Origin of the sequence: uncultured Winogradskyella sp., assembly GCF_947501905.1 — a bacterium.
In the GTDB taxonomy this organism is placed as follows: Bacteria; Bacteroidota; Bacteroidia; order Flavobacteriales; family Flavobacteriaceae; genus Winogradskyella.
The window spans coordinates 161,850-177,778 of sequence record NZ_CANMXL010000003.1 but is presented as its reverse complement, the minus strand read 5'-3'; the positions used below and the strand labels follow the sequence as shown (position 1 = coordinate 177,778).

The following is a 15,929-nucleotide window of genomic DNA, read 5'->3' as shown; positions in this document are numbered from 1 at the left end:
ATGATAAAAGGACTTTATGAAACGCATTTATTTGTTGAAAACCTTGAACGCTCTGTAGATTTTTATAAAAACACGCTTGGATTAAAACAGTGCCGTTTTAGTCAAGAGCGAAAAATTGCTTTCTTTTGGATTGGAGAAGACAAACAGTTTATGTTAGGGTTGTGGGAAAAGCCAAAAGAAAAGATTGATATTAGACATTTTGCGTTTGAGTGTGACCCAGATTGGGTTTTAAATGAATCGGTCAATTTTCTCAAAGCCCGAAATATTAAATCATGGAATTTTTTAAATGATGATAAAGAAGTTCCTATGGTTTTTGTCTGGATGCCTGCGATATCCATTTATTTTAATGACCCAGATGGACATGACCTAGAATTTATCGGAATCTTAGAAGGAAAAACAAAGTCAGACAAAGAAAGACGAGTAGTCACTTATGAAGAGTGGCTAGCCATAAAAGAATAATTAGTATAGCTTCTAGAGCAGTCATTTAACGAATCACACCCATATAAAGGTTTTCTAGATGTGTTATGAGATTCAAACTTTTATTCAGAAAGGACCCAAACCACATAACACTTCATCTAATTTTTTCTTAAAATTTAAAAACAAAAAAAGCGCTACTAAAAAGTAACGCTTTGTTGAGGTGTCGAGCGGATTCGAACCGCTGTAGATGGTGTTGCAGACCACTGCCTAGCCACTCGGCCACGACACCCTATATGCGTTGGCAAATATAAAAATATTTACTGTTTTACACTATTTACTATTGTTTTTTCGCTTCTGATTCATTTTAATGCTTACCATTTCAACATCACCTCCAATAGGTGGGTTTATCTTGCTTACACTAACTGTAGCTTTAGTCACCATTTTATCTTCAGAGAAAATACGATTTAGAATACGTTGTGCCACTGTTTCCAATAACTTTGAAGGTTGCGCCATTTCTTCTCTAACAACCGTATTTAAAAACACATAATCAACAGTGTCACTTAATTCGTCCGTGTTTGCAGATGTTTTTAAATTAGCTTTTACCTCCAAGTCTACACGGTAATCACTACCAATTTTGGTTTCTTCAGCTAAGCAACCATGATGCGCAAATACGCGTATATTTTCAACTTTTATTATTCCCATAAAGCAAAAATAAACCTTTCTATTAGATCGAGCTTGTCTAGGCGTTAATTGGTAAACAAATCAAAGATATTGCTCAATGCACTTGTTTTTGCTTTAAAAAACTCGGTATAAGAACACTTTTTACAAGTTACGGAAGTAAATTTCTTGTTTTGTACATCAAATATTTTTGATAATGTTCCGCCAGTGGCTCTCATTTCGCCAACATCGTAAGTGGTATTATCGCATTTTGGGCATTTATAGCTCATGTTTTATAAGATTTAGATTCGTTGTATAGGTGTAAAATAAAGCAGTTTTGTTACAATTTTGTGTAATTTTACACTTTAATTTTTTGCAATGTCTGAAGAAACAAAATCACTCAATTTTATTGAGCATATTATAGAAGAAGATTTAGCCAATGGTTTACCAAAAGAAGACCTTCGTTTTAGATTTCCTCCTGAACCTAATGGCTATTTACATATAGGACACACTAAGGCTATTGGTATTAGTTTTGGCTTAGGCGAAAAATATAATGCGCCAGTTAATCTCCGATTTGACGACACAAACCCAGCAAAGGAGGAGCAAGAATACGTAGATGCTATTAAAAGAGATATTGCTTGGTTAGGTTATCAATGGAAAAACGAATTGTATTCTTCAGATTATTTTCAAAAGCTTTACGATTGGGCGGTTTTAATGATTAAAGATGGTAAAGCCTATGTAGATTCTCAATCTTCAGAAACTATGGCTGAGCAGAAAGGGACACCGACACAAGTAGGCACAAATAGCCCATACAGAAGCCGAACAGTTGAAGAGAACTTGGATTTATTCCAACGTATGAAAGCTGGAGAATTCAAAGCCGGAGAGCATGTTTTGCGTGCCAAAATAGACATGGAAGATCCAAATATGCTTATGCGCGATCCTTTAATGTATCGTATCATGTATGCGCATCATCACAGAACAGGCGACGATTGGTGTATTTACCCAATGTACGATTGGACACATGGAGAGAGTGATTATATAGAACAAATCTCACACTCCTTATGCTCTTTAGAATTTAAGCCACACAGAAAATTATACAATTGGTTTAGAGAACATGTATACGATTACTCCAAGGGAGAACTACCAATGCCACCTAAACAACGTGAGTTTGCTCGCTTAAACTTGAGTTACACCATAATGAGTAAACGTAAGTTATTACGCTTAGTTGAAGAAGGTATAGTAACAGGTTGGGATGATCCACGTATGCCAACCATTTCTGGCTTACGTCGTCGAGGCTATACGCCAAACTCTATACGTCAATTTATAGATAAAGTAGGTGTTGCTAAACGCGAAAACGTGATTGATGTGTCTCTTTTAGAATTTTGTGTGCGTGAAGATTTAAACAAATCCGCTAATCGTGTAATGGCAGTTTTAGACCAGCTAAAAGTTGTGATTACGAATTATCCTGAAGGAAAAGAAGAATGGCTTGACGCCGAAAACAATCCAGAAGATGATAATGCTGGCTCAAGAAAAGTGCCGTTTTCAAGAGAAGTCTATATAGAAAAAGCAGATTTTAAAGAAGAGGCAGGAAACAAGTTTTTTAGGCTTAAGCTCGGTGGCGAAGTTCGCTTAAAGAATGCGTATATTATTCAAGCTAACGATGTTGTTAAGGACAATGGCGGAAACATAACAGAAGTACATTGTACATATACCACAGAAACAGAAAAAAGAGTTAAGGGAACATTACATTGGGTTTCTGTGCCTCATGCAATTGAAGCTGAAATAAGAGAGTACGACCGTTTGTTTATGGACGAAGCTCCAGACGGACATAAAGACAAAGACTTTATGGACTTTGTAAACCCTAATTCTTTAAAAGTAAAAACAGGCTATTTAGAACCTAGTTTAGCCGAAGCCAAAGTAGGAGAGCAGTTTCAGTTTCAACGTTTAGGCTATTTTAATGTTGACGAAGATTCTAAGCCAGATGCTTTAGTGTTTAATAAAACAGTTGGTTTGCGTGATAGTTGGGTAAAACAAAAACCTAAACCTCAACACCATCAATCTCAGAAACAAGTACAACAAAAGCGTCCAGCAATAAGTATCATTCAGCAATTAGGAAAAAAATATACCAACTTACCTGAAGAAAAGCAGTTGAAAGCAAAAGCAGAGATTCAGTCATTAGCTAAAGATGTGCCTTATGAAGATTTAGAAGCGTTATTTGGGACCGCGGTAAAAAAGGCAGGTACACGCATTGCAGTTTTGATTGCTTTAAAAGAACAGCTTAAAAATGGCTTAGGGCGCAATGAAAACATTGATGCTTTTATAGCTAAAGCAAAAGAGGATAAAAACGAATTGTTAGTTGCCGAAGCAAGCGAAATTTAGAACATTATATGTTATAACTAAAAACCTCTAGGTAATCACTTAGAGGTTTTTTTGTACTTTTAAAATATACTAACTAAAAAATCTTTATAATTATGGAATTACCAATTAACCCTATAGCAATACCTATTGCGGCAGTAGCAGCATTAGTTGTTGGCGCATTATGGTACAACCCAAAAATAGGTTTTGGAAATCTATGGATGCGAGAATCAGGAATGACTGAAGAAAAAATGAAAAGTGGAAAAATGGCTGTTATTTTTGGACTTTCTCTCGTTTTTGCAGCATTATTGTCTTTGTTGTTAATGCAATTTACCAATCACCAGTGGGGTGCTTTAGGTATGGTTGGAGGCGAACCAGAAACCGCCAAAGCCTCTTTTGATGCTTTCATGGCTGATTACGGTAATGAGTTTAGAACTTTTAAACACGGTGCATTACATGGAACAATCTTTGGTGTTTTTGGAGCTTTACCAATTATAGGTACTATAGCTTTATTTGAACGTAAAAGCGCAAAGTATATCTTTGTTAATGCAGGGTACTGGATTTTAACGCTTGCTGTTATGGGAGCTATCCTTTGTGGACTTTAAATGAAGCATATAAAAACAAAAACCTCGAAGTAATCCTTCGAGGTTTTTTATTTTGTGCTAATTATCATTAGGGATGTATTTCATTTCGCTTTCGGGAATATCTAAACTTGTTTTAAAAGACGGAAGAATTTGATTTAACATAGCTTTGTTTTTAAGCTGTTTAGCTTCTAGGAAATACCAGATTTTTTCTTTTTCATCATAAATACCAAGCAAGTAACTTTTAGAGCCAATCCTTTGTCCAGACATTTTCATTTGGTTATACCCCTCAATAACACAACGAAATTGATTTTGTTCTTTTATAATTTCTGAAACATTAAGAATATCTGCTTTTTCAAAAACAAAACCTTCAGATTTCATTTTATTAAAAGTGCTTTCAATAGTATTAAGAGCAGTGTCCTTTCCGCCCATTAATTCAACAATTTTTGGAAGAGTGTGTTTTAAAACTGTTTTATAATCTTCTTTCAATGTTGCCTTAGATGTAATTTTCGCATCCCTTAATGCATCTTCTTTTGTTTGAGAACACACACTAGTTATTAATATTAATTGTAAAACAAAAAGAATAGATTTTCTTAATATCATAACTATTCTTCTTTTTTATTGTTTTTGGCATTTTTCATAGCCTCACCAATTTGGTTACTAGCAGTAAAACTCGCCACCATATCATTAAGCATTTGACTTCCTGCTTGAGGAGAGTTTGGCAACAAGATGAGATTACTATTTGTTTCTTGTCCAATAGATTGAAGTGTATCATAATGTTGAGTTACAACAATCAACGCAGAAGCTTCCTGAGAGTTTATCCCAACTTTATTTAATACTTCTACTGACTCTTCAAGACCTCTAGCAATTTCGCGACGTTGGTCTGCAATACCTTGACCCTGCAAACGCTTACTTTCTGCTTCAGCTTTTGCTTTTTCAACAATCAAAATACGAGCAGCATCACCTTCAAATTGTGCGGCAATTTTTTCGCGTTCAGAGGCATTAATTCTGTTCATAGCCTCTTTTACTTGAGCATCAGGATCAATATCCGTTACTAAAGTTTTGATGATATCGTATCCGTATTCTATCATGGCGTCATTAAGCTCAGATTTTACAGCAATAGCAATATCGTCTTTACGCACAAACACATCATCTAATTTCATTTTTGGCACCTCGGCACGCACTACATCAAACACATAAGAGGTAATCTGATCATGTGGATAATCTAATTTATAGAAAGCTTCATAGACTTTGTCTTTAATTACTTTATATTGCACAGACACTTTAAGACGCACAAATACATCATCCAGCGTTTTAGTTTCTATAATTACATCTAATTGCTGAATTTTTAGACTTAAACGACCAGCGATTCTATCTATTAAGGGTATTTTAAACCGTAATCCAGATTGAGAAATAGTTTGAAACTTCCCAAAGCGCTCAACGATAGCTGCAGTTTGTTGTTTTACAGTAAAAACAGTTCCTAGTAAAATAACAAGTCCTAAAAAGACAAAAGGAATATAATAGTAAGGTTGCATAATTTATATTTTAAAGGTTAGTATAATAAGCGAAACTAAAATTAAGTTATATTTTTTGAGAAGTCCACTTTATTTCAAAATAAAAGCGAGTTAAAAAAGTTTTTGTTTAGGTTTGCTTCTAAATAACCCAAATCATCTACCGTAAAATGAAAAAACTCAACCTATTTGTCGCCATCAGTGTACTTTTTGTTACAGTATGCATATCTCAAAATTATCGTATTCAAAACGGCATCGGCGTTTTTGGAGGCGTTACACAATTTAATATTGATACTGACAACTTAGCCACTACAAGTGAGGGTGGTTGGTTGGCGGGCTTAGCTGCAACAGTAGATTTACCTAATCGCTGGTACAACCTGAGTTATAACATACAGCTATCTGAAAACAAACTAGGCATAGCCGCCATACCGGTTGGAGGTACACAAGCAGAATCGATAGACTATAAAGTTTTTACAGCACAAATAGCGCTATTAGGTCACATAAAAATTTTTAAAAACCACCTCACTATTGATGCTGGCCCTATGCTACAATACAACAGTGATTTAGACCTTCAAGATGAAACAAAAGAGAATTATCTTATAGATGGTTATAATACTATTAGAGCCAACCAAATAACTGAAATTTCAAGATTTAATGTTAATGGTGCTGTAGGCGCGTCTTTAGGATTTGATGAGTTTAAACTAAGAGCACAATACATTTATGGGTTTACCAATATATTAAGCAAACTCAATAAAGAAAACTTTACAGAAGATGTTGATTTTAAAGGGAATCAAAGCATGTTGGTGCTTACTGCTATGTTTGTATTTTAGACTGTTTTAATTAAAGCGTCTATGCGTTTTACCGTCTCGTTTTTACCAATCATAAACATTATTTCAAATACATCAGGACCTTGAAGAGCTCCAACTAAAGCCAAGCGTAAGGGCATCATCACTTTTCCGAAACCAATGTCATTATCTGTAATCCATCCTTTTAGTTTTGATTGAAGATTTTGCACTGTAAACTCTCTAGTCGCAGTAACAATTTCAATCACCTTTTGCATAATATCTGCCGTTCCTTCTTTTAAAGCTTTTTTTGATGCCTTTTCATTATAAGATATAGGAGACACAAAGAAGAAATGACTTAAATCCCAAAACTCATTAACAAAAGTGGCACGTTCTTTTATTAAGCCAACAACTAAAGCGATATAATTTACATCGATGTCAGCTAATTCATGACGTTCTGCCTTGAACGCTTCTGCTAATTCTAAATCTAACTGTTGCTGCATGTATTGATGATTAAACCATTTGGTTTTATCTGGATCAAAGCGTGCACCAGCTTTATTGACACGGGTTAAATCAAACTCAGAAATCAAATTCTCAAGAGAAAATAATTCTTGTTCAGTACCTGGATTCCAGCCCAAGAATGCTAAAAAGTTAACTACAGCTTCAGAGAAATAACCATCTTCTTTATAACCACTGGAAATAGTTCCGTCAGGAGCGGTATATTCTAATGGAAATACTGGAAAACCTAATTTATCGCCATCACGCTTGCTTAGCTTTCCCTTTCCTGTTGGCTTTAAAATCAACGGCAAATGCCCAAATTCAGGGGCTTCCCAACCAAAAGCATTATATAATAATTGGTGTAAAGCTAAAGAGGGTAGCCATTCTTCACCACGAATAACATGTGTGATTTCCATTAAATGGTCATCAACGATATTGGCTAGATGATAGGTTGGCATACCATCGCTTTTAAACAAAATTTTATCATCTAAAACATTGGTGTCAATAGAAATGTCTCCACGTATACTATCTTTAAGGTGAATAGTTTCATCTTGTGGTGACTTAAATCTTACCACATAATTTTCTCCAGCATCAATTTTAGCTTGTGTTTCTTTAGCAGTTAAAACTAATGAATTTACTAAACGTCCTTTTTCGCGGTTATGCCAATTGTAAATAAAGGTTTTGCCTTTTGCTTCATGGTCTTTTCTATGTGCGTCTAATTGCTCAGAAGTGTCAAATGCATAATACGCTTTCCCTTCATTAATGAGTTGGTCGGCATATTGCTTATACAAATGTTTGCGTTCGCTTTGTCTGTAAGGGCCAAATTTTTCATTCTTTCCTGGGCCTTCATCAAATGGAATATTGCACCAATTTAATGCGTCAACGATATAATCTTCAGCACCTTCAACATAACGATTCTGGTCAGTGTCCTCAATACGTAACACAAAATCCCCACCGTGTTTTTTTGCAAACAAATAGTTGAAAAGCGCAGTTCTTACACCGCCAATATGCAAAGGTCCTGTTGGACTTGGCGCAAAGCGCACACGAACGTTTTTAGACATAGTTTTAAATTAAAGGACAAAGATAGTTTGATAATTGAAGCCCACAAAAAAAGCCTCTTTAATTAAAGAGACTTTTAGTAAAATTACTTTTTACTGTTTAACAACCAGAGTCTACAACTAAGTTTACTTGTCCAGTACTAAAACAATTAGCACCTAAGTTTTCAGCTCTTACAAAAATAATTTGCGAACTATTATCAATATTAGCAAAGCTCGCAGAGTCAATTGGGTTAATTCCAGAATCTGCATCTGCTTGAGAGCTATAGTATGTTACTAAAATATCAATACCGGGGTTCTCATCAATTATTAGTATTTCTAAAGAACTTAAATTAAATGTTGCTAAACCATCAGCATTAACATCGCACTCAACAATATCATTAAGAATAGGTATTACGGGAGCTTGAATAACTTCTAAGGTTAACAGTGAGGTATCAAAGTTACCAGTAGAAATTTCAAAAACACGAACAAATAATGTCTCCGGGTTTGAAATATTGGTGTAAAAATTTGGAAGCTGATTGACACCATTCATAGCATCATCACTTGTTTGGTGATAAGTTATTTGGTAATTACTAGGGTCATTTCCGTTTAAAAAGAAAGCGTCCATAGCACTTAAATCAAATTGCTCTATACCATCACCATTACCATCACAGACTTGTAATAATCCATCATTAGGACTTGTAACCACCATATTAGGGTCATCGGGGTCATTTTCATCACTTACTCCTGTTGGCACTAAATCAGTACTAGGGTCGTCTATACCTGTAATTTCTTCACAATCTGTAAGCCCATCATTATCGGTATCTAAATAATTTAAAAACAAGTACACGCTAGCAATCCCAGATTGTCCAGTGACAGTGCTTGTTGCTTTTACAAATACTATTGGATTTAACAAAGCATCAGCAAAGGGAAGTGTATATGGCAATGTTATTGGATTAATCTCTGCATTTGCATCCGCTTCGCTTTCATAAAACACATAATCGGTATTAACCACATTATAAATATTAGCAAATAACGCACCAAAATCATAGGTCACAGGTTCACACCCATTGCCGCCTGTTTCAGCATCAAAAAGGTTTAAATCATTATCATCTAAGTAATTTGGAATACCGTCACTATCCGTATCGTCATTTGTCGGGTCGTTATCTCCGTCATAGTCTTCATCTATGGTATTAATACCATCTCCGTCATCATCTTCGTCCAGATAGTTAGGTATACCGTCATTATCAGCGTCATCATTATCTAGATTATTGTCTCCGTCTAAATCCTCAAAAGCATCAGGAATACTATCGCCATCTGTATCTTCAATCACAGTACAGGCGCTAAATGAGCCTACATCTATTGTGGTTGTAGTATCATCAATTGTACCTGTAAAAACTTCAGTTTCCTGATTGTTTTCTATATCAATACCTTTGTAAGTGTAATTTGTGGCACCACAACTACTAAATGTGAAATCAATTGCACCATCTGTTACAGGAATAATTTGCGAAACGCCATTAACAGATAACTGCACATAACCATTTGTTACACTTAGCCCATCACAGGTAAGGAAATTGCCAGTGAACGTTATATCTTCTTCTAAATCAACAACTACAGTAGTATTTACATCAAAAGAAAAAGGCCCAATTGTCGTCGTGAATGGAGTATCCGAACACAATGGGCTATAGACAGTAACAGTTAGTTCTTCATCTGCCGGAACCAAACCACATTCGGTACCAGAACTATCAGTGAAACCGTAAGTTCCTGTAGAATTTAACAATTCTGAATACAAATCTAATGCAGTATTTGGCAGTATGTTTCCGTTTGTATCTCTAAGTGTAATGCAAAGAGTCACCGCCGGATATGGATAATCATAGTTCCAAAATGTAAAATGACTAACTTCACCGATATACTGATTGCCTTGAAGAATAGCCTGACCGTCTTCTTTCCAATACCCGTTTGCTTCATCAAAATACCATAAAGGAATTGTAGAGGGTGGATTTGTAACACCAGCGGCTAACGGAATGGTGATTCTTGACCTGCTATTTTCAGCAAGCTGAAGACTCTCGCCTCCAGACGTAGTAAGTTCAACCGCAAGCATACCATATGTCTCAAGAGCAACTTCGTTTCCAGACATATTTTGAGCATATAACATACCAGGCATCATTGCATTCATGTTATTATCATCTGGACTCAAATGCTTTAAAGTAACATTAACAGGGCCATTATATGCAGAGCCTGAAGTAGTAATAAAACCACCATCAAAAGTCACTTCCGAACCATTGCTTAGACTTACAATAGAAGATTCTCCTGAGCTGATAGTTTCTGTAATCGTCTTTTCAAGAAGCATAATTTGTACTTGATTGATTTCAGATTCTGAAGGGACTAAAGCTCTCGAGCCTTTGATATACCCATCTTTTTCAGCTTTGATATAGGCAAATCTTTCAAAAACATTAGCATTACGAATACTAAAAACCCCAAAAGCATCGGTTGTTGCTGTACTATTTCCTATCTGTATAGCCACGCCTTCAATAGGACTATTATTTTCATCGATTATACGCCCTAAAAAGCTTGCAGACACCTGAGAGCCAAAGTTTTCTGCAAAATCTGCATCAGAAGGAATCTCGGCTACAGGTGGGACATATGGAAAACTTTCGTCTTCACATGAAAACGTAAAGATTAGAAGACATAAAGAAAAGTACTTAATTAGATTTTTCATAAAGATTGATGTTGATTGTTTTAGGCAAGCCTATTAGCTTATGAATAGGCAAACTAACTAAAAAGTTTTTTAAATATAGCAGGATAAACGATTTTGTGTGTTTATTTAAGGTTTAATGCCGAATTATCATCTCGCGAGGTACACGTTTATTCATAATCTTAAACCAAAGCGGAGGCAACATTGCCAATACCATTGAAGTTGGATATCCATAGGGCATTTGTGGACTTTCGTCATGGCAATCTAAAATTTGATATTTCTTTGAAGACTTGTAATGATGGTCACTATGGCGAGTTAATTCATACAATACAATTCGTCCAATCACATGATTAGAGTTCCAAGAGTGCATTTCTCTAACTCGCTCGTATCGGCCAGATTTTGTCTGTAAACGCAATAAGCCGTAATGCTCTATGTAGTTTACAGTTTCTAATAAAATAAAGCCTACCATACCTGATGCTAACGTAAAAATGAATCCTGTTTTGCCAAAGAAAAAAAAAGCTGTAATTAAATACAAAACTTGAAAAACTGTATACCAAAGCATGTCGTTTTTTACAGATAAAAATCTTTGATTGTTATTCTTTAAAAGCTTTTGTTGAATACGCCAAGCACTAAAATATTGTCTAACAGTTGAGGTTATCCAAAATGAATATACTGACTGATTATATCTTGCGGTTGCCGGGTCTTCTGGTGTGGCAGCATGTAAATGATGGCCATAATTATGCTCAATAAAGAAATGCATATAAAAAGAAGGTAAGAGTAGCGCCTTGCCAATGAAGCGCTCATTTGTAGTTTGTCTATGCCCAAGTTCGTGCGCAACATTTATACCGTTGACGCCTAAAACAATTCCTAACGAGAAAATAAGACCCACGAATTCATAAGTTTCAATATTTAAATTGGTCACCACAAATAATCCATATATCAACAAACCAAAAACAATAGGTAGGTTTAGGTACAATAACCAATCAAAAAGCCTTCGTTTTAAACGATTGTCAACGTCTTCTTCAGAAAAATTATCTGTATCAACAGGAAATACGAGTTCTAATATGGGAATACAAACAAATGCAAATATAGGTGTTGCCCAAACCCAATAACCTTTAAGGTAAAAACCAATAAAAGCAAATATAGGAATTGAAAACGCAGCTAAATATTTAAAATCTTTCATAAAAATCTTGTTTTTAACCCCATAAAAGAGGGAATCTGACTGATAAGAAGTCGTTTTAACACTAAAAGAGCCTAAATTAACAGAAACTTATCAAATTTAGGAAATCAAGAATTAAAATAAAATTGTAGATTAGTCAGTTATTGAAGTGAATATGAGCAATTTTAAGACCATACAAGCCAAATTACAGCAGTTTATAAAGAAATTTTATACCAACGAATTACTTAAAGGTGCTATTCTGTTTTTTGCTATAGGCGTGCTCTATTTTATGATTACACTTTTAATAGAGTATGTATTGTGGTTAAGTCCAACCGCTAGAACAATATTGTTTTGGGTGTTTATTACAGTGGAAGTAGCGCTTTTTACAAAATTTATTATTATTCCGTTAGCAAAGCTTTTTAACCTTCGAAAAGGTATTGATTTCCAAACGGCTTCAAAATTAATAGGCAGTCATTTTCCTGAGGTTGATGACAAATTGCTCAATGTACTTCAGTTAAATCAAAATGTGCAACAATCAGATTTATTATTAGCAAGTATAGAGCAAAAGTCTGCTGAACTTAAGCCTATACCATTTCAATCGGCAATAAATTTTAAATCGAGTTTAAAATACTTAAAGTATGCCGCCATTCCTGTTGCTATTCTTTTGCTTTCATTTATAACTGGTAAGATCAATTGGTTTAGCGATAGTTATGAGCGTGTGGTGAATTACCAAACAGCATACGTGCCGCCAGCGCCGTTTCAGTTTTTTGTAGTTAATGATGAGCTTCAAGCTATCGAAAACAAAGATTATACGCTTATTGTTAAGACAGTAGGCAATATTATTCCAGACCAAGTTCAGATAGATTATAATAATCAAACGTATTTTTTACAACAGAATGTTCCGGGAGAATTTCAATATGTTTTTAATCAGTTAAAGGAAGATGTATCTTTCTCACTATCAGCTAATGAAGTGACGTCTAAGCCCTATGAGCTAAATGTTGTAAACGTGCCAACTTTGGTTGGTTTTGATATGGTTTTAGATTATCCAGGTCACACCAAAAAGAAAGATGAAACACTAAAAAGTACAGGTAGTGCGACAATACCAGAAGGCACTAAAATTACTTGGAAAGTAAATACAAAGTCTACATCAGAAGTTAATATTTATGCTAACGACACCATTCCTTTTATAGGTAATGAATCGGGTAATTTTGAAGCTACAAAAAGGCTATATAGAAACTATAGTTACAGCATAAATACCAGTAATAAAAACTTAACTAATTATGAAAGCTTGGCGTTTTCTATTAATGTAGTTAAAGACGCCTACCCAGAACTGGACATTAAGGTTGAAAAGGATTCTGTTGACCAACAGAGCCTTTATTTTTATGGGCAAGTAAGTGATGATTATGGATTAAGACAATTGCAACTTGTGTATTATCCTTCTGAAGACGAAACCCAAAAACAAGTTGTCACTATAGATATCTCTAAATCTAACTTTTCAGAGTTTGTAAGCGCTTTCCCTGACCAACTCAATGTTAAAGACGGCATTGCTTATGACTTGTACTTCGAAGTTTTTGATAATGATGCGATTCATAACTTTAAGAATGTAAAAAGCAGTGTGTTTAGTTATCGTAAGCGTACAAAAGATGAAGAAGAAACCAAGCAGCTAAACGAACAAAACGAAACTATTAAAAGTATCAGCAAAACGTTTGAAAAACTAGAAGAACAAGACAAAAAGTTAGAAGAATTATCTAAAACTCAAAAAGAAAAAGAAGCACTTAACTTTAATGATAAAAAGAAATTTGAGAATTTTTTAAAGCGACAAAAACAACAAGAGCAGCTGATGAAAAACTTCAACAAAAAACTGCAAGAAAATCTTGAGGAGTTTCAAAAGGATAAAGAAGAAGACGGGAAGAAAGATGAGTTCAAGGAAGACTTAAAAGAGCGACTCAAAGAAAACGAAGAACAGCTTAAAAAAGACGAAAAGCTTCTTGAGGAGTTAGAGAAAATGACTGAGAAGATAAATAAAGAAGAATTTAGTCAAAAACTTGAAGAGTTAGCTAAGCAAAACAAAAACAAAAAACGAAGCATGCAACAACTACTAGAGTTGACTAAGCGTTTTTATGTCACTAAAAAGCAAGAAAAGCTTCAGAAGGAATTAGAAGACATTGCTAAAAGGCAAGAAGAGCTTTCTAAAAAAGACGAAAAAGAAAATACAAAAGAAGCTCAGGAGAAACTAAATGAAGAGTTTAAAGACATCCAAAAAGGAATTGAAGAGTTAATGAGTGAGAACAGAAAACTCAGAAAACCAGAGGATATTGAGAGAGATAAACTTACAGAAGAAAGTATAAAAGAAGACCAGAAAGAAGCTAAGGAAAGCCTCGAAAAAAATGAATCTCAAAAAGAAGAAGGTGAGAAGCAAAATGAAGAGAAGAAAGAAGATAAGCCAATGACGCCTCAAGAGATGCAGCGAGCAAAAAACAAACAAAAAGCTGCAGCTAAAAAAATGAAGCAACTTAGTGAGATGATGAAACAGTCAATGATGTCTGGAGGTGCTGGAGGAGATAAAATGGAAGAAGATGCCGAGATGTTACGTCAAATTCTAGATAATTTGGTGTTATTTTCATTTGACCAAGAAGCATTAATGGATAGATTTAATGAGATAGATGTTAATCACAATCAATACGGAAAATTCATTATCAAACAAAGCACACTAAAAGAGCATTTTGAGCATGTTGATGATAGTCTTTTTGCATTGTCCTTGCGTAATCCTAAAATTTCAGAAAAGATAAACTCACAGATTACGGATGTATATTTTAATATAGACAAGAGTTTGAGTCAGCTTACTGAAAATAGAATTTACCAAGGTGTTTCTTCTCAGCAATACACAGTTACAGCAGCAAATTCTCTAGCAAACATGTTGAGTAATATTTTGGATAATATGGAAATGTCTATGAATATGCAGCCAGGTCAAGGTGGTGAAGGAGAGATGCAACTTCCAGATATTATTTTGAGTCAAGAAGAGCTAAACAAGAAAATGGAAGAAGCTATGAAGAAGCTCGGAGAAGAAGGCAAAAAAGGAGAAGAAGGTAAGAAGGAAGGCGAAAAGGGTAAAGAAGGCGAAGAAGGCAAAGAGGGAGATAAAGGCAAACAAGGTGAACAAGGTAATGAAGGTGAGAATGGCAAATCAGGACAAGAATCTGGTGGAGAAAAAGGCGAAGGAAAGGAAAGTCAAAACGGAAATAAAGGACAGGGCTCTGAAGGCCAAAATGATAAAGACGGCAAGAACGGGAAGGACGGAGACAAAGACGGAGAGGGCGATAAAAAAGAGGGTTATGGAGAAGGTGGAAGTGAGGAATTTAATGGCGAACTCTATAAAATTTATCAACAGCAACAACAATTACGACAAGCACTTCAGGATAAGATTGGAAAAGATGGCGGCAAAGGTGAAGCGGGTAAGCTCATTAGACAAATGGAAGATATTGAATTAGATTTAATCAACAAAGGATTCACAAATCAAACCCTCCAAAAAATGATGGACTTGCAACATCAATTATTGAAATTGGAGAACGCCACGTTTACCCAAGGCGAAGACGAAAAGCGAGAATCTAAAACTAATAGAAAAGAGTACAATACGACTTCTAAAAGTCAAATCCCAACCGCAAAACAATATTTCAATACTACAGAAATATTAAACAGGCAAGCCCTACCTTTGCGATCGCAATTCAAAAAGAAATTGCAAGACTATTTTAAAAACACAAATGATTAGTTTTAATTACGAGATTGATTTTATACTTGAAGATGAAGTGCAGGTTTCTAATTGGATTTCAGATTTAATTATTGAAGAGAATTGTAAAGAAGGAGAGATTAACTATATCTTTTGTTCGGATGATTATTTGCATAAAATTAATGTCGATTTTCTTAATCACGACACGCTTACTGATATTATTAGTTTTGATTATTCTGTAGGAAAAGAATTACACGGCGATGTTTATATTTCTATAGATAGGGTTAGAGATAATGCTTCAGATTTTAATATCAGCTTCAAAAATGAATTAACAAGAGTTATGGCACACGGTGTTCTTCATTACTGCGGCTATAAAGACAAGTCTGATGAAGAGTCAAAAGTCATGCGGCTTAAAGAGGATTACTACTTATCTAAACGTATTTAATTTCCACATTTTCAGCGTATATTTGCAAACTGAAATTTTTAATCACAATAGTGTTCCACGTGGAACAATAA

At 34.8% G+C, this 15,929-nt stretch carries 13 protein-coding genes and 1 tRNA gene; 6 read left to right on the top strand and 8 right to left on the bottom strand.

The genetic code is table 11. From position 1 onward, the window contains the following. On the top strand, positions 1–459 hold the full coding sequence (locus Q0770_RS07635; RefSeq protein ID WP_299115655.1) for a VOC family protein: 459 nt from the start codon (positions 1–3) through the stop codon (positions 457–459). A 176-nt stretch (positions 460–635) separates the two neighbouring features. Here the strand turns inward: Q0770_RS07635 and Q0770_RS07630 are convergent. The 3 genes from Q0770_RS07630 to Q0770_RS07620 all read right to left on the bottom strand — a co-directional run bounded on the left by Q0770_RS07630 (position 636) and on the right by Q0770_RS07620 (position 1,364). Next, positions 636–706, bottom strand: a tRNA-Cys gene (locus Q0770_RS07630). A gap of 41 nt (positions 707–747) precedes the next feature. Continuing rightward, complete coding sequence (folB, locus tag Q0770_RS07625; protein WP_299115653.1) at positions 748–1,119, bottom strand: dihydroneopterin aldolase; 372 nt, start codon at positions 1,117–1,119, stop codon at positions 748–750. Between the two features lie 44 nt (positions 1,120–1,163). Further along, on the bottom strand, positions 1,164–1,364 hold the full coding sequence (locus Q0770_RS07620) for a zinc ribbon domain-containing protein (RefSeq protein WP_299115651.1): 201 nt from the start codon (positions 1,362–1,364) through the stop codon (positions 1,164–1,166). An 88-nt stretch (positions 1,365–1,452) separates the two neighbouring features. Here Q0770_RS07620 and Q0770_RS07615 point away from each other — a divergent pair, with 88 nt between their 5' ends. After that, entirely contained in the window at positions 1,453–3,453 is a 2,001-nt protein-coding gene (locus Q0770_RS07615) for a glutamine--tRNA ligase/YqeY domain fusion protein (RefSeq protein ID WP_299115649.1), read from the top strand. 92 nt (positions 3,454–3,545) lie between these two features. Beyond that, positions 3,546–4,034, top strand: coding sequence for a DUF1761 domain-containing protein (locus Q0770_RS07610; RefSeq protein WP_299115647.1), 489 nt, complete (start codon positions 3,546–3,548; stop codon positions 4,032–4,034). Positions 4,035–4,091: 57 nt separating this feature from the next. Here the strand turns inward: Q0770_RS07610 and Q0770_RS07605 are convergent, their stop codons facing one another. Together Q0770_RS07605 and Q0770_RS07600 are read right to left on the bottom strand one after the other, a co-directional pair. Continuing rightward, positions 4,092–4,613 carry a hypothetical protein gene (locus Q0770_RS07605; protein WP_299115645.1) on the bottom strand — a complete coding sequence of 174 codons (522 nt, stop codon included), beginning with the start codon at positions 4,611–4,613 and terminating at the stop codon, positions 4,092–4,094. Positions 4,614–4,615: 2 nt separating this feature from the next. After that, on the bottom strand, positions 4,616–5,545 hold the full coding sequence (locus Q0770_RS07600) for an SPFH domain-containing protein (protein WP_299115643.1): 930 nt from the start codon (positions 5,543–5,545) through the stop codon (positions 4,616–4,618). Between the two features lie 146 nt (positions 5,546–5,691). Here Q0770_RS07600 and Q0770_RS07595 point away from each other — a divergent pair, with 146 nt between their 5' ends. After that, positions 5,692–6,351: a hypothetical protein gene (locus Q0770_RS07595; protein ID WP_299115641.1), complete on the top strand. Its 660-nt coding sequence runs from the start codon at positions 5,692–5,694 to the stop codon at positions 6,349–6,351. Here Q0770_RS07595 and gltX read toward each other — a convergent pair. The 3 genes from gltX to Q0770_RS07580 all read right to left on the bottom strand — a co-directional run bounded on the left by gltX (position 6,348) and on the right by Q0770_RS07580 (position 11,713). Beyond that, on the bottom strand, positions 6,348–7,862 hold the full coding sequence (gltX, locus tag Q0770_RS07590) for a glutamate--tRNA ligase (protein WP_299115639.1): 1,515 nt from the start codon (positions 7,860–7,862) through the stop codon (positions 6,348–6,350). The two genes, Q0770_RS07595 and gltX, sit on opposite strands and share 4 nt — an antisense overlap. A gap of 97 nt (positions 7,863–7,959) precedes the next feature. Then, on the bottom strand, positions 7,960–10,554 hold the full coding sequence (locus Q0770_RS07585) for a carboxypeptidase-like regulatory domain-containing protein (protein ID WP_299115637.1): 2,595 nt from the start codon (positions 10,552–10,554) through the stop codon (positions 7,960–7,962). A 112-nt stretch (positions 10,555–10,666) separates the two neighbouring features. After that, on the bottom strand, positions 10,667–11,713 hold the full coding sequence (locus Q0770_RS07580) for an alkane 1-monooxygenase (protein WP_299115635.1): 1,047 nt from the start codon (positions 11,711–11,713) through the stop codon (positions 10,667–10,669). 151 nt (positions 11,714–11,864) lie between these two features. Here Q0770_RS07580 and Q0770_RS07575 point away from each other — a divergent pair, with 151 nt between their 5' ends. Together Q0770_RS07575 and ybeY are read left to right on the top strand one after the other, a co-directional pair. Then, a complete protein-coding gene (locus Q0770_RS07575) occupies positions 11,865–15,455 on the top strand; it encodes a DUF4175 family protein (RefSeq protein WP_299115632.1) in 3,591 nt (1,196 codons plus the stop codon). Then, on the top strand, positions 15,448–15,858 hold the full coding sequence (gene ybeY, locus Q0770_RS07570) for an rRNA maturation RNase YbeY (RefSeq protein ID WP_299115630.1): 411 nt from the start codon (positions 15,448–15,450) through the stop codon (positions 15,856–15,858). Before Q0770_RS07575 ends, ybeY begins: the two co-directional genes overlap by 8 nt. Positions 15,859–15,929 lie beyond the last annotated feature (71 nt).